Annotated in this window: 15 protein-coding genes; 9 read left to right on the top strand and 6 right to left on the bottom strand. The window is 68.6% G+C overall.

The features are described from left to right. Position 1 precedes the first annotated feature (1 nt). Entirely contained in the window at positions 2 to 604 is a 603-nt protein-coding gene (locus AC3CF1_RS18730; protein WP_354983310.1) for an NADPH-dependent F420 reductase, read from the bottom strand. Between the two features lie 210 nt (positions 605 to 814). On the opposite strand from AC3CF1_RS18730, the gene AC3CF1_RS18725 reads away from it, so the two are divergent. Next, positions 815 to 1,426 (top strand): TetR/AcrR family transcriptional regulator, encoded by a 612-nt coding sequence (locus tag AC3CF1_RS18725; RefSeq protein WP_488450940.1) that lies wholly within the window; start codon positions 815 to 817, stop codon positions 1,424 to 1,426. An 80-nt stretch (positions 1,427 to 1,506) separates the two neighbouring features. On the opposite strand, the gene AC3CF1_RS18720 is transcribed toward AC3CF1_RS18725, so the two are convergent. The 4 genes from AC3CF1_RS18720 to AC3CF1_RS18705 form a co-directional block, all read right to left on the bottom strand. Then, positions 1,507 to 2,166 (bottom strand): dihydrofolate reductase family protein, encoded by a 660-nt coding sequence (locus AC3CF1_RS18720; RefSeq protein ID WP_354983312.1) that lies wholly within the window; start codon positions 2,164 to 2,166, stop codon positions 1,507 to 1,509. A 58-nt stretch (positions 2,167 to 2,224) separates the two neighbouring features. Then, on the bottom strand, positions 2,225 to 2,953 hold the full coding sequence (locus AC3CF1_RS18715; protein WP_488450938.1) for a helix-turn-helix domain-containing protein: 729 nt from the start codon (positions 2,951 to 2,953) through the stop codon (positions 2,225 to 2,227). Positions 2,954 to 3,713: 760 nt separating this feature from the next. Then, the gene (locus tag AC3CF1_RS18710) at positions 3,714 to 4,184 is read right to left on the bottom strand and encodes a TspO/MBR family protein (protein ID WP_354983314.1); all 471 of its coding nucleotides are present in this window, start codon (positions 4,182 to 4,184) and stop codon (positions 3,714 to 3,716) included. A 91-nt stretch (positions 4,185 to 4,275) separates the two neighbouring features. Continuing rightward, the gene (locus AC3CF1_RS18705) at positions 4,276 to 5,214 is read right to left on the bottom strand and encodes an AraC family transcriptional regulator (protein ID WP_354983315.1); all 939 of its coding nucleotides are present in this window, start codon (positions 5,212 to 5,214) and stop codon (positions 4,276 to 4,278) included. Between the two features lie 72 nt (positions 5,215 to 5,286). Here AC3CF1_RS18705 and AC3CF1_RS18700 point away from each other — a divergent pair, with 72 nt between their 5' ends. The 3 genes from AC3CF1_RS18700 to AC3CF1_RS18690 all read left to right on the top strand — a co-directional run bounded on the left by AC3CF1_RS18700 (position 5,287) and on the right by AC3CF1_RS18690 (position 7,985). Then, positions 5,287 to 6,135: an NAD(P)H-binding protein gene (locus AC3CF1_RS18700; RefSeq protein ID WP_488450937.1), complete on the top strand. Its 849-nt coding sequence runs from the start codon at positions 5,287 to 5,289 to the stop codon at positions 6,133 to 6,135. Further along, the gene (locus AC3CF1_RS18695) at positions 6,132 to 6,632 is read left to right on the top strand and encodes an anthrone oxygenase family protein (protein ID WP_488450936.1); all 501 of its coding nucleotides are present in this window, start codon (positions 6,132 to 6,134) and stop codon (positions 6,630 to 6,632) included. Before AC3CF1_RS18700 ends, AC3CF1_RS18695 begins: the two co-directional genes overlap by 4 nt. Positions 6,633 to 6,749: 117 nt before the next feature. After that, positions 6,750 to 7,985 carry an MFS transporter gene (locus AC3CF1_RS18690; RefSeq protein ID WP_488450935.1) on the top strand — a complete coding sequence of 412 codons (1,236 nt, stop codon included), beginning with the start codon at positions 6,750 to 6,752 and terminating at the stop codon, positions 7,983 to 7,985. 9 nt (positions 7,986 to 7,994) lie between these two features. On the opposite strand, the gene AC3CF1_RS18685 is transcribed toward AC3CF1_RS18690, so the two are convergent. Continuing rightward, a complete protein-coding gene (locus AC3CF1_RS18685) occupies positions 7,995 to 8,762 on the bottom strand; it encodes a class I SAM-dependent methyltransferase (protein ID WP_355159602.1) in 768 nt (255 codons plus the stop codon). Positions 8,763 to 9,404: 642 nt separating this feature from the next. Here AC3CF1_RS18685 and AC3CF1_RS18680 point away from each other — a divergent pair. The 5 genes from AC3CF1_RS18680 (at position 9,405) to AC3CF1_RS18660 (ending at position 13,866) form a co-directional block, all read left to right on the top strand. Then, positions 9,405 to 10,946 carry a non-reducing end alpha-L-arabinofuranosidase family hydrolase gene (locus AC3CF1_RS18680; RefSeq protein WP_355159600.1) on the top strand — a complete coding sequence of 514 codons (1,542 nt, stop codon included), beginning with the start codon at positions 9,405 to 9,407 and terminating at the stop codon, positions 10,944 to 10,946. Positions 10,947 to 11,188: 242 nt separating this feature from the next. Continuing rightward, positions 11,189 to 11,443, top strand: coding sequence for a hypothetical protein (locus AC3CF1_RS18675; RefSeq protein ID WP_238644919.1), 255 nt, complete (start codon positions 11,189 to 11,191; stop codon positions 11,441 to 11,443). Then, positions 11,440 to 11,886, top strand: coding sequence for an EsaB/YukD family protein (locus AC3CF1_RS18670; RefSeq protein ID WP_488450934.1), 447 nt, complete (start codon positions 11,440 to 11,442; stop codon positions 11,884 to 11,886). The genes AC3CF1_RS18675 and AC3CF1_RS18670 overlap by 4 nt, the downstream gene beginning before the upstream one ends. Further along, positions 11,802 to 12,767 (top strand): type VII secretion integral membrane protein EccD, encoded by a 966-nt coding sequence (locus AC3CF1_RS18665; protein ID WP_488450933.1) that lies wholly within the window; start codon positions 11,802 to 11,804, stop codon positions 12,765 to 12,767. The genes AC3CF1_RS18670 and AC3CF1_RS18665 overlap by 85 nt, the downstream gene beginning before the upstream one ends. Before the next feature lie 295 nt (positions 12,768 to 13,062). Further along, positions 13,063 to 13,866: a MinD/ParA family ATP-binding protein gene (locus AC3CF1_RS18660; protein WP_488450932.1), complete on the top strand. Its 804-nt coding sequence runs from the start codon at positions 13,063 to 13,065 to the stop codon at positions 13,864 to 13,866. The last annotated feature ends 13 nt before the right edge of the window (positions 13,867 to 13,879 follow it).

Here is a 13,879-nt window from a genome sequence, read left to right as displayed (position 1 = left end):
GTCAGTCCTGCTTGAGAGCGTGCAGAGCAGAGAGCGGACCCGTTCCGACCTGCATGAGACGGCCGCCTTCGCGCAACGGCCCCGCGTCTACCGGCGCGAAGCCGACGGCTTCGAACGTCTGCTGGACGAGCGTTTTCGCCTCGGCGTCATCTCCGGCGCAGAAGAGGAGCTGACGGCCCTCGGCGTGCTGGGGATCAGCCGCGATGTACTGCCCATACAAAGTGCTGAAGGCCTTCACCACCCGCGCGCCGGGGGCGTGGCGGGCGACAATCTCGGTGCTGGTCTCGTCGCCGAGATCGGCGAGGTCGGCGGGCGTCTGACCTACGATGTGATTGGTGGCGTCCACCAGGATGCGCCCTTTCCAGGCGGGCACACCGGCCAGCGCAGTCGGTACATCGCTCCACCGGACGGCGAGGAACACCATGTCGGCTGCCGCGGCTTGGGCGACCGTGCCGGCGCTGGCCAGCGGCCCTAATCCGGCCACGACCTCGTTCAGCGACGCCGGCCCGCGGCTGTTGCTCAGCATCACGCGGTGGCCCGCAGCCACGAGGTGGCTGGCAATGGCCTGCGCGACGGTACCTGCCCCGATCGTTCCCACGTCCATACCCAGCCTCTTTCCGTTGCGGAGACCCCTTGAGGCCTCTTACGATGACGACCGTCATCAAAGAAATAATGATGGTTGACATCGTTAACTGTCAAGGTGGGTGCCGACGTGACGGGCGTCATTGATGATGGGTATCATCGAAGGTTCGGGTGGCGTCGGCCCTGTTCAGCAGCGGCTCGGGTGCGCCACCCGCCCGGGAAGGAGACACACGTGCCCCGCCTCACGCCGGAGCGGAAAAAGCTCAACCACGACAAGATCATCGAGGCCGCAGGCCGGGGTTTCCGGACCCACGGCGTCAACGGGATCGGCATCGCCGAGCTGATGAAGGCCGCCGAGATGACGCACGGCGGCTTCTACAATCACTTCGGCTCCAAGGATGAGCTCGCCCTGGAAGTCATCCGGCAGGGCTTCGGCAGCTCCCTCGGCAACCTGGCCGGCATCCGCGAAGAACATCCCGGCTCGGCCCGGGCGGCCCTGGATCACATGTTCGACCAGTACCTGGCCGTCGAGCACCGTGACCATCCCGAAATCGGCTGCGCGTCCGCCGCGTTGGTCACGGACGTCGGACGTGAAGGCGTCGAGGCCCAATCCGAGTACCAGCACGGGCTCGAGGGCTTCTTCAGTGTCATCACAGAGATGGTGCTTGAGAACGCCAGTCAGTCCGGCACTCACCTGGATGCCGAACAGGCCCGCGAGCAGGCCATTGCTCTGTTCAGCCAGATGGTCGGCGCGCTCGTCGTCTCGCGAGCGGTCGTCAGGTCCTCCCCCGCCCTGGCGGACGAGATCCTCAAGGCGAACAACTCTCGGCTCAAGCAGGTTTGAACGGCCTCTCAGTCGGTGCTGTTGAGTGCGGCAACCAGCAACCGTTCCCGCGCTCCCTCGAAGCCGGTCGGGCACCGTTGTCAGTCGAGGACCGTCGCCGAACGCCCTTCGTCGACCGTGTACGCGCCTGCGGAGATCGCGCCGAGGCTCGTGGGGTTGAGGGTCAGCGAGACGACGCCGCCGGGCAGTACGCGCGAGCTCTCTTCGACGGTTGCGAACGTCGCGGGCGTCGATCCGTCCGGGAACAGGCGCTTTCCTGTGCCGACGATGACCGGGTATTGGAGTAGCCGGTAGACATCGACGAGTCCTGCGTGGTGCAGCGTCTGCACGAGTTTCCAGCTTCCGTGAACCTGGAGTTCCTTGCCGGGAAGCTCCTTGAGGCGGCGTACCTCGTCGGCCGGGTCACCGCGTAGGACCGTCGTCGGGTTCCAATCGGCTTCATCGTCGGTCAGCGTAGAGCTGACGACATACTTTGGCAGCGTGTTGAGCTTGGCGGCAATCAGGTTGTCAGGTTCGGTGACCTTCGGCCAGTACCCGCCGAGCAGGCCGAAGCTGGTGCGGCCGAAGAGGAACGCGTCGGCCTCACGGAACCAGCTCTCGACGACTTCGTTGGTGTGCGTCGAGGCGTGCGGAACGAGCCACCCCCCGCGGTCGAAGCCGCCGGAGCGGTCCTCGTCGGGATTTCCGGGTCCTTGCATGACGCCGTCGAGACTGACGAAGATGTTGACGCTGAGTAGCACGGTTTTCCTTCACGTTCTGGTTGCGGACAGCCGGCCAGGGCTGGCTGGCAGACGGACGCTAGCTGCCGGGCCCAGGGTGCGTCTTGTACAGGAACGACATCGCGGCAAAGTGGTCCGCCTGCAGCTCGCGTGCGGTGCATCCGACGTAGCGACGCAGCGCATGCGCGAGGTGGGCTTGGTCGAAGTACCCCAACGTCTCGACGACTGCGCGCCAGTCAAGGCCGTCGCGCAGCATCGTGGCTGCGGCGTTCGCGCGGTCGATCTGCCTAACGGCGGTTTGCGACAGTCCGATGATCGCTCGGTAGCGACGCTGCAGGGTTCGCTCGGTCGGGCTGGCTTCGGGATGCTCGGCGATTTGCTCCTCGTCCCCGAGTTGCGATCGCACCAGCAGACCCGCGTCCTGCAATCGCCGGACGAAATGCTCGACGTTCTCGAACGTCGGCGCTTCCCAGGTTTCGCCGCCGATGACGATCCTGCCCGATTCGGTCACTGGGAACGGCACGTACCCATCGACGATCGAGGCTGCAGGATGCGGCCGAAGAACCGCGCCGAATGCGAACCGGACCCCGAGGAACTCGGTGCCCGGCGGGACCGGTGCCGTAGTCGCCCTCGTTTCTGGCCCGCGCAGGCTGGCGAGTAGGCGTCCCTGCGCCCGCGAGAGGATGAGATGCCAGCAGGTGCGTGCTGCGGACGTCATCGTCTCCTCAGCGTCAGAGCGGGTGCGCCACACGCGGTCGACGAGGTTCACGTCGATGTCGGTGTCGCGATGCTCGAACCGAAACGCCACGGCCTCCTCCGTCTTCAAACTGCCGAGGTTCGCTCCTCAGGCTAGTGACGTCGACAAGCAGGACCGACAACCTCAGAAGCGCAAGAAGTACGACCGGAGTTCCGCGAGGGAGCCGGTCCGCCAGCCTCCGCCCCCCGCCTCTCACGAACACCTGAGACGATGCGGCATGCGCACACGCCTACGCATGGTCAGAGTGACAACCAGGCCCGTTCAGGTACGAGAGACAGCCGCCGTTGACCTACCACGGAGCGCGGAAGCGGCCTTTTCGTTCATGTGGGACCCGGCATCTTCTCTCAAGCTTTTTGAGGCGGAGGTAGCCGTGGCTCTCCCAGGTCGGGAGGGAGTCGGCGAAATCCAGGCTTTCGTAGAGCGGACCCCAGGTGGCCGAATGGGTGTCCTGCACGAGGTGACTGAGCTTGATCCCGGCCGTCGCGCAGTTACCCGTAGCCTTACCTCCTGGTGTCCTAGCTGGAGCGCTCTCACCATCGAGGCGCTCGACCCTGACTCATGCCGTCTGACTCAGGAGTTCTGGGCAGATGTTCCGGCGGGTGTACACGCAGCGCAGGAGCAGCAGCTGCGCGACGAGTTCCGACAGCGGCTGGAATCGATGACGCACCGGCTAGCTGAGTGGGCCGCCGGCGGACTCTGATAGTCCCGCCGTTCAGGCACGTCCCGTGAGGGGACCTGGTCCCGCCGTACCGAAACCGTTCGGCAATTCGATGCCATCCCGCGATGTTGAGAAATCTGCTAAACCACGGCCTCACCTGTTGGCGTTGAGACGGACGATGGTTCCGTTGAGGGCCGTGGCGAAGAGCGTCCAGGCGACGTACGGGGCCAGTGCGACGGCCGCAACGCGGTCGGTTTGCGAGGCGCGGCGAAGCAGCACGAAGTTGGAGGCGTTGAGTGCGGCGATTTCGGCCAGCGCGACGGCAGGCTTCTGGGCCTTGAAGAACAGGGCACTCCACCCGAAGTTGAGGGCCAGGTTGAGTGCGTAGGCGCGGGTGAACGCGGCGCGGTCGGCTTCGCTGGTGCGGTCCAGCACACGTGCGCCGGCCACTGCGATCAGCGCGTAGAGCGGCGTCCATGCCAGCGGGAACGCCACGGGTGGGGGTTGCCAGGTCGGCTTGCGGAGCCGCTGGTACCAGCGCGAGGAAGCGTCGGTGACGGTCGCTCCTGCGGCGGCCGTCACGGTGACCGCCGCTGCGGTCTTGACCAGGGTTGGTAGTCGCATGATGTTCAGCTACCCGGCCTGCGACGGATCAACCGCGCCCGGTTACCGACTCAACATCCGACTGGCAGCGCCGTCTCGATGCCGATGCCCGCTATTGTCCGGCAGCCAGTCGGTGTTCTCGCGGGCTGACACCGCGGTTGCGTTTGAAGGCCGTGCTCAGGGCGAAGGAACTGCCGTAGCCGACGTGCCGGGCGACGGCGCCGACTGTGGCTCCTGGCTCACGGAGCAGGTCGGCTGCCAGGGCCAGCCGCCACTCGGTGAGGTACGACATGGGCGGTTCGCCGACGAGCGCGGTGAAGCGGCGGGCCAGCGCCGCCCGGGAGACCCCGGTCCTGGCGGCCAGCGAGGCGACGGTCCAGGGTTGGGCCGGGTTGTTGTGGAGCATCTGCAGAGCCCGGCCGACGACCGGATCACTGTGCGCTCTGTACCAGCCGGGGGCTTTGGCCGCAGGTCGGGCGAACCACTCGCGCAGCGCGGCGATGAGCAGCAGGTCGAGCAACCGGTCGAGGACCGCTTCCTGCCCCGGGTCGTCCTTGACGATCTCGGCGGCCAGCAGCGGGACCAACGGGGAGTCCCAGGATTGGCCCGCGACCACCAGCAGCGGTGGCAGTGCGCTCAGGAGTCGCTGGCTGACCTCGCCCCGCATCGTGTAGGTGCCGGTGAGCAGCATTGTCGGGCCGTCCGGGCTGTTGCCCCAGGTGCGTACGCCCAACTCCATCATCTCGGGCAGTTCCTGCCCGTCCGGGGTCGTGCAGAGCTGGCCCGGATGGATGATGACCTGCGGTGCCGTGGTCGGGTCGTCGGCGACCGTGTACGGGTCGGGGCCGCGAATGATCGCCAGGTCGCCGGGACCGAGGCGGACGGCGGCACTCTCGTCGGCGAGGACCCAGGCGTCCCCCTGGACCATGGCAACCAGGGTGAGTGGCGCCTGGTCCTCGATCCGCATCGACCAGGGCGGGGTCAGGACCGAGCGGAGGAGGAACGCGCCCTGGGCTCGGGGCCCGTTGAGGAGACTGGCGACTGCGTCCACGTAGACGACTACACACACAGTCGCGAGCTTTGGCTATCCACAGTCTCACGCCGCTGCATTTCAATGATCCCTATGACGAAGGAACGAGAGCGGAAGACGGTCCTGGTACTCGGCGGAACCGGCAAGACCGGGCGCCGCATCATGAAGCGGCTGCAGGGGAGCGGAGTGCCTGTTAGGGCTGGTTCCCGCTCCGCTGCCGAGCCGTTCGACTGGGCGGACCGGACGACCTGGGCGCCAGTGCTTCAGGGGGTCGGATCGGTGTATGTGTCCTACTACCCGGACCTGGCGGTGCGGGGCGCGCCCGAGACGGTCGGGGCGTTCACTGAGCTTGCGGTGGCGTCCGGGGTCTCTCGGCTGGTGCTGCTGTCCGGTCGCGGTGAGGACGAGGCACGGGCGAGCGAGAGACTCGTCCAGTCGGCCGGGGTCGAGTGGACGATCGTGCGGTCCAGCTGGTTCAGCCAGAACTTCAGCGAGGACTATCTGCTGGAGCCGGTGCTGGGCGGCGAGGTCGTCCTGCCGGTGGGGAAGGTGCCTGAGCCGTTCGTGGACGTCGACGACATCGCCGAGGTGGCCGTGGCGGCCTTGATCGAGGACGGGCACGCAGGGCAGGTCTACGAGTTGACCGGTCCCCGGCTGCTCACCTTCGCTGAGGCGATCGCCGAGATCTCCGCAGCGACGGGCCGCCGCATTGATTTCGTTCAGGTGCCCCCCGACGACTACGCGGCGGCGCTCACTACGGAGGGCACGCCGCCCGGGGTCGTGGAGCTGCTGATGTACCTGTTCACGACCGTGCTGGACGGGCGCAACTCCCATCTGGGCGACGGGGTCCAGCGCGCCCTGGGCCGACCGTCTCGCGACTTCGCCGACTACGCCACCGACACCGCCGCCACCGGCGTCTGGGACAAAGGACAGACATCATGAGAGTTGCGCAGCAGGTGTCGCTGATCGCCGCCACCATCACCAGCGGACTCATGGCAGGACTGTTCGCCGCCTTCGCCTACGCGGTCATGCCCGCACTCAGGACGGCCGACGACCAGACGTTCGTCGACACGATGCAGCGGATCAACGTGGCCATCGTCAACGGCTGGTTCATGCTGAGCTTCCTGGGCGCACTGGTGTTCGCCGCACTCTCGGCTCTCCTGGCCTGGCGCGGAGACGGCCGCCCGGCGCTGCCGTGGATCATCGTCGGGCTCACCCTGTACCTGGCGATGTTCGTCATCACCACCGCCGTCAACGTCCCGCTCAACGACAAGCTGGCGTCGGCCGGCGATCCCGGCCATATCGCTGATCTCGCAGCCGTACGTGCGCACTTCGAATCGAGCTGGGTCACCTGGAACATCGTCCGCGCGCTGGCCAGCACGGTCGCCTTCGGTTGCCTCTCCTGGGCTCTGGTCGTCTACGGTCGCGCCACCGGATGATGCCTTTAAAACGGGGTGAGGGCTTCACAGACCTCGCGGGCGACGTGTCGCTTGAGGCAGAGTTCTGAGGGTCGCACCCGCCGCCGACATCTGGCTGACCGGGACGGGAGTAGCCGCATGGCAGCGCCGTCGCAGATGAGCCGACGACTGACGTTCCTGTTCGCGGTGGCGGCGGGAGTGGCCATCGGCAACCTGTACTGGGCGCAGCCGCTGCTGGGCTTCATCGCAGGCGACCTGCATACCGCGACCGCGACGGCCGGCTGGCTCGTCACCGCGACGCAGGTCGGATACGCCGTGGGCGTGTTGCTGCTCGTGCCGCTCGGCGATGTCCTCGACCGTCGTCGGCTCGTCCCGTTGATGCTGTTGGCCTCGGCGGCCGCACTGTTGCTGTGCGCGCTGGCGCCGTCGATGGGCGTACTCCTGCTCGCACTCGGCGTGCTCGGCGTGACGACGATTTCCGGGCAGGTCCTCACCCCGCTCGCCGGTGATCTTGCCGGTGCTGCCGACCGTGGCCGGGTGGTCGGCACCGTCGGGTCCGGGACCCTCACCGGGATCCTGGCCTCCCGCACCATCAGCGGGTTCGTCGCCGAGGCCGCGGGGTGGCGTGCGATCTTCGTCCTCGCCGCGGTCGTCGCCGTGCTGCTCGCGGTCCTGCTCTACCGCGCGATTCCGCCGCTGGCACCGCGGACGCGCATGCCGTACCCACAGCTTCTCGCCTCGGTCGGCGCGGTGGTCATGCGCGAGCGAGCGGCTCGATGGACGCTGGTCCTGGCCGCCACCGGCTTCGCCGCGTTCTCGCTGTTCTGGACGGCGCTGACGTTCCTGCTCAGCGGCCCACCGTTTCGGTACCCGGCGCCGGTGATCGGGTTGTTCGGGTTGGCTGGGCTCGCTGGTGTCCTCTCCGGCCTGCGCGGCGGTCGTCTGCACGACCGCGGCTGGTCGTTGCCGGCCACCGGTGCGGCCTGGGTGCTGGCCCTGTGTGCCTTCGTCGTCGCGGTGTTCGCCGGTCGGTCCGTCGTCCTTCTCATCACCGTGATCGTCATGATCGACGTTGCTCTCCAGACGCAGGCCCTCCTCAATCGGGCGCGGCTGTTCGCCCTCTCCCACGAAGCCCGCAGCCGGCTCAACACTGCGCTGGCCGTCAGCAACTTCATCGGCGCGGCTGTCGGCTCCGCCGTCGCGACCATGCTCTGGTCCGTGGGTGGCTGGGCAGCGGTCACGATCACGGGTACTGCACTCTGCTGCTTCGCGCTCGCCGTGTGGGCGCTCGGACGTCGTGGTCCGCTCGTGATCCGCTTCGCCCTGCCCGATGGCGTGGCAACGGACCGCAGGGACGCCCCAGCAACCGCCTGACATACGCGCCTAGTGGTCGTTGGCGCGTTCGAGGGTGAGCAGCGGCTCGGCGAACACGGGTGCCGGCGCGTCGGGGTCCGCGGCGACGGCCTCCTCCAACCGGCGGAAGCCGACCTCCAGGTCGTCGGGCCTGAGCTGCGCGAAGAACGAGAGAGTACGCAGGCGCAGCCGTTCGAGCATGTCGCCGTAGGTGCCGGAGGACGGCTCGGTGACAGTGTCGAAGCTGGCGACGCGCCAGCCGAGGGACGTGAACATCGCGATGACCTCGTGCAGTGGCTGAAACAGGGCAGCGTCCACCTCGTACCCGTTGCGGAAGTGCGCCAGCCACCACGGCCGGGGATGGTGGTCGCTGAAGTTCGCCCGCAGCAGCAGCCGGCCGCCGGGCCTGATCACCCTGGTCAGCTCCCGGGCTGCCCGGGGCTTGTCCTGGACGTGGTGCCAGGACAGGAACATGAGTGCGTAGTCGACGCTGTCGGACGGCACCGGCAGGTCCTGGGCGGCGCCGGCCAGATACCGCACGTCCGGGTGCTGGGGTTGCGTCTGTGCGACCTCGCGCATCCGGACCGATGGCTCGACGCCGGTGACCGGCCCGAACTCCTCCGCCAGCGCGGGTGTGAACCTGCCGGTCCCCGACCCGACGTCGAGCCCCGTGAGCGGACGCCGATCGGGCAGTACCGCTTCGAAGGCTCTGATCCATTCGCGCAGTTGCTGCTGGGCGAGTGCCCGGCCTCGCGCGTAGTCCTGGTGCTGCTCCGTGTCGTAGTCGATCGACCTCATCGCACCTCCCGAATCAAACGGGCGGCCGGAAAGCGCCGCCTTGATATATCGAGCCGATACATCGGGACGATATTCGACGTCGCATCACCCCACAAGGTGTCTCCGCGCCGGGGGCCCGGCCGTGCGGTCCACGCGCTACCGGCAACCGGGTGTACGGGGCAGACGTCACCGAGCCGAGCCCGGGCGACAGTCGAGGGCTCCGGGTGGTGTTCTGAATCCTGATGCGGGTCTGGCCGATTCGGCCGGCCGCGCTGCGGCGGGGCGCTCCGCGTCATGGGCAGCCGTCGATGTTAGCGCGCACGAGGGGCCTCGCTCAAGGGTTCGAGTGGGGTCCGGGCCGGAGGCAGGGGGCGGAGCCCGCGGAAGGTGATCACGTCCAAGGATCACCGTGCGCCATCGACCGATGTTCCCAGCAAGTTACGACTTGACGAACGCCATGTTATCGCTCACAGTCGATGCTTAAGGACGACGACACCTTTGGCTTACCGGGCGAGCCCGCTTCGTCGACCTCGAATCAGGCGTGCGCCAGGGCATGCGGAAGTCTTGTTAGCGCTAACTACTACGACGCATGTGCCCGGCCACGCGTCGCGGTGCGCCCATCTTCGGGCAGGCCGCTCGGCTCTTGGTCATTGAAGGAGGATCATGTCTGCCCTTGATAGGTCTCCATCGATCGCGCCGCCGGCGCGGCGGCGATGGTGGTTGCCCCGAGTTCTCGCTGCCGGCGCGATGGCGGTGATGGTCGGCGGTGTCGCCGCAGCAGTGGTGTCGTCACCCGCCGCCGCGGCGACGGTCGACACGACCGCGTGGTACGTGTTGGTCAACCGCAACAGCGGCAAGGCCCTGGACGTCTACAACCTGGCCACGAATGACGGCGCCCGGATCACCCAGTGGGCCCGCAACAACGGCAACCAGCAGCAGTGGCAGTTCGTCGACTCCGGGAGTGGCAACTACCGGTTGAAGTCCCGGCTGTCCGGCAAGGTGCTGGACGTCTCGGGCTTCTCGACGGCCAACGGCGCCAGCATCGTGCAGTGGACTGACAACAACAGCACCAACCAGCAGTTCCGGTTGGCCGACTCGGACAGCGGCTACGTCCGGCTGATCAACCGCAACAGCAACAAGGTGATGGAGGTGCAGGGCGCCTCAACCGCAGACGGCGGCAACATCGTGCAGTACGACGACTGGAACGGCGCCAACCAGCAGTGGCAGCTCGTCCGCGTCGACGGTGGAGGCAACCCCACCACGCCGCCTCCGACGACCCCGCCGCCGGGCGGCACGTGCGACCTTCCCTCGACGTACCGGTGGTCCTCCACAGGGGTGTTGGCCAACCCGAGGTCGGGTTGGGTGTCGCTCAAGGACTTCACTGTTGCTCCGTACAACGGCCAGCAGCTCGTCTACGCCACCACGCACGACTTCGGGTCCAGCTGGGGTTCGATGAACTTCGGCCTCTTCTCGAACTACTCGCAGATGGCCTCGGCCAGTCAGAACGCGATGAACTCGGGGACTGTGGCGCCGTCGTTGTTCTACTTCGCGCCGAAGAACATCTGGGTGCTCGCCTACCAGTGGGGCGGGCCGGCGTTCTCCTACCGGACCTCGACCGACCCGACCAACCCGAACGGGTGGTCCGCGGCGCAGACGCTGTTCACCGGAAGCATCACCGGCTCGGGCACCGGCCCGATCGATCAGACCCTCATCGGCGACGGTACGAACATGTACCTGTTCTTCGCCGGGGACAACGGCAAGATCTACCGGGCCAGCATGCCGATCGGGAACTTCCCGGGCAGCTTCGGCAGCAGCTACACGACCATCATGAGTGACACCACGAACAACCTGTTCGAGGCCCCGCAGGTCTACAAGCTCCAGGGCCTGAACAAGTACCTCATGATCGTCGAGGCGATCGGCTCGCAGGGCCGCTACTTCCGCTCGTTCACGGCCACCAGCCTCGGCGGTTCGTGGACGCCGCAGGCCGCCAGCGAGAGCAACCCCTTCGCCGGCAAGGCCAACAGCGGCGCCACCTGGACCAACGACATCAGCCACGGTGAGCTGCTGCGGACCAGTGCCGACCAGACGATGACGGTCAACGCCTGCAACCTGCAACTGCTCTACCAGGGTCGTTCCCCCAGCTCCAACGGCGTCGACTACGGCCTCCTGCCGTACCGGCCGGGTCTGCTGACCCTGCAGCGCTGAGTCATGACGCAGGTCTGACTCGTCGCGGATTGTCGGCCTCCTGAGATCGTCGTCCTCGGCGGGTTCGGGCAGGTCAGGTAACCGAAGTGATGGAGAAGGGCCCCCGGCGGATTGATCCGCCCGGGGGCTCTTTCCACGAAGAGCGAACATGCAGGCGCGTGGATCTGGCTGGCGGCCCGACCTCCGTCGCACCCCACGATCGACACCCCCTTCGGATTAGCGGGCGTGGATAGAATCGGCCCGTGGCTCGTGAATACGACACCCAGCTCATCGAGTCGGTCGCGGTCCGCCGCGCCCGGATGCGTGAGCTGCTGCTGTGGGGCCGGCAGCGCCGGGTCCGTGCCACGGGTGACGGGTTCAGGTGGCTGCGGATCGGGCTCGTGTTGGCGGCCGTGGCGTGCGCCGGGTGTGTGGGCTGGTCCTTCCTCAAGGACGTCATCGCCGATCAGCAGAGGGCCCGCAACCCTCCGACGGTCCAGTCGGAGGGCACGCGATGACCCAGGCGCAATCGCCCACCGCCGCAGGCCAGCTCAGCCGGGTGACCCTGGCCGGCGCGCGTCGACGCATCGACCTGGTGCTGCCGGCCGACGAACCGCTCGGCCTCCTGCTGCCCGAGATCGTCGCCATGGTCGGCCACCGACCGATGGACGATTCGCGGGGATACCAGATCAGCACCCTCGACGGCACAGTGCTCGATCCGGCCGGCAGCCTGCGACAGGCGGCCGTCCCGGACGGCGCGATGCTGCGGGTCGACCCGATCTCCGAGGCGCCGCCGGCGGCGATCGTGCACGACGTCGCCGACGAGGTCGGCGACGACCTTCTCGGCGGTACGGCCGCTGGGGCGTTGCCGCCCGGATGTGGACCGCCACCGCCGTGTGCCTGCTCGCCGCGACGATGGCGGCCGTGCTCGCCGCCCCGCGACTGGGGGCCGTGCTGGTGAGCGCGATCGGCGGTGTGATCGCGCTGGCCGGCCTCCTCGTCGGGCTGGTGGCCAAGCGGGTCGTCGGGATGGCGGTGCTGCTCAGCGGTGCCGCGATGGCGATGAGCATGGTGCCCGGGCTGACGAACGGGCAGACCTTGCGCTGGGCGCTCTGGGCTGTCGGCGTCGGCTGCGTCGTGCTCGCCGTGGGCGCGGTTACGGGCAACCGTCGCGCCGGCGTGCTCGGTGGCGGGACGGTGCTGGCACTGGTGGCTGGTTGGGGCGTACCGCTGGCGCTCGACATGCCTGCCGAGCGTGTCGCGGCGGTGCTGGCGATCGTGTCCGTCGGCATGCTGGGGCTCCTGCCCCGGATCGCGATGATCGCGTCCGGGCTCACCCGCCTCGACGACCGGCGGAGCAACGACGAGCTGGTGAGTCGCGTGACGGTGGAGGCCGCTGTCGACTCCGCGCACCGCGGGCTGGCCGTGGCGGCCGTGGCGACGGCGACGTCGGCGACGCTCGGCGGTCTCGTCCTGGCGGCCACGGTGGGCCCGTGGGCGCTGGTGCTGGCGGCCCTGGTGGCCAGTGCTCTGCTGCTGCGGATGCGGGCGTTCCCGCTGGCCGTCGAGGTGGTGGGGCTGGTGGCCGGTGCTCTGGTGATCGTCGGCGGCCTGCTGACGCGCTGGGTGCGGGACACGCCCGACGCGTGGTGGGGTCCGGCGCTCGCGGCGCTGGCCGTCTGCGCGGTGGCCCTCGTGATCCTGGCGTACCGGCCGCCACCGCACGCGCTGGCCCGAGCCCGGCAGTACGCCGACCGCGCCGAGGCGCTGACCGTGATGGCACTGGTGCCCGTGGCGGTCGGGGTGTTCGGGCTCTACTCGCGACTTCTCACCACGTTCTGATTGAGGCGGTGGCATGAGCGCTCCACCGGTGCCCGGCCCGACCCATTCCGGGGGGCACGGACCGTACCCACCACAGCGGCGGGTGCAGGACAGCTCGACCACCCCCGCTGCCGCTCCTCGCCAGCCAGCGTCGGCACCGCAGGCACCGCCGCAGCCCGCGCAGGCACCCCGACCGGCACCGACGCCCCGGGCACCTGGCGATCCTGCGGGGTCGGAGCCGAACGACCTGTCGATCGTCCGGCGGATCCGTGCCGGCGATCCGCCACTGCGACGGATGTGGCGCAGCGCCAGCCGAATGTTCACCAGCAGCCGGGCGACCCGGGCGCTCGCCGACCTCGCCGCCGAGGTGCAGGTGCCGGTGCACACCGGCCGGCGGATCGCGGTGGCCTCCGTGCACGGTGGGGCAGGAAAGACCACGGTGGCGGCGGTGCTGGCATCGGTCTTCGCGGCGCGCCGGTCCGATCCGGTGCTCGCCGCCGACGCCGACCCGTACGAGGGCTCGCTGACCTGGCGGCTCGGCGTGCCGAGCGAACCGCCCCTGGACCGGCTGGCACCCGACCTGATCGGGGCACGGGGCGGTGATCTCCGCGCGCTCGAACCGTTCCTTCCGCGCACCGGCACGGGCCTGTGGGTGCTGCCGAGCGGCACCGCGAACCCGACCCTGTGCAGCGAGGTGACGCGGTCACTGTCGCGCCTCTTCGCTGTCGCCGTCGTCGACTGCCCACCTGGCCTGGAGTCGCGGACGGCGGCGGCGGCGATGTCCGACGCGCACTCGGTGGTGCTCGTCGCCGCGGCGACGCCGGACGGGGTCCGGGCCACCTACCAGGCACTGCGGCGGATCATCGACAGCGGTTACGGGTCGTGGCTGGCACGTGTGGTGGTCGTCCTGAACTCCAGCAACCCCGATGGCCGGGCCGCCCTTGTCGACGACGCCGCGCGCGAGCTGATCGAGCAGACAGCCGTACCGGTGGTGGTGTTGCCCTACGACCGTCACCTGGCTGCCGGCGCGCTCATCACGCCGTCGCGGATCGGTGAGGCGACGGTCGTCGAGGCGACCCGCGCGGCCGCGTTCGCCCTGGCTGCGGCCAGGCGGATGTAAGCGGAGGACGCCC

The sequence above is a fragment of the Micromonospora sp. MGP-C2 genome, assembly GCF_057766525.1.
Note: the sequence above shows the minus strand (reverse complement) of the source record. Positions and strands in the feature narration are given on the sequence as shown.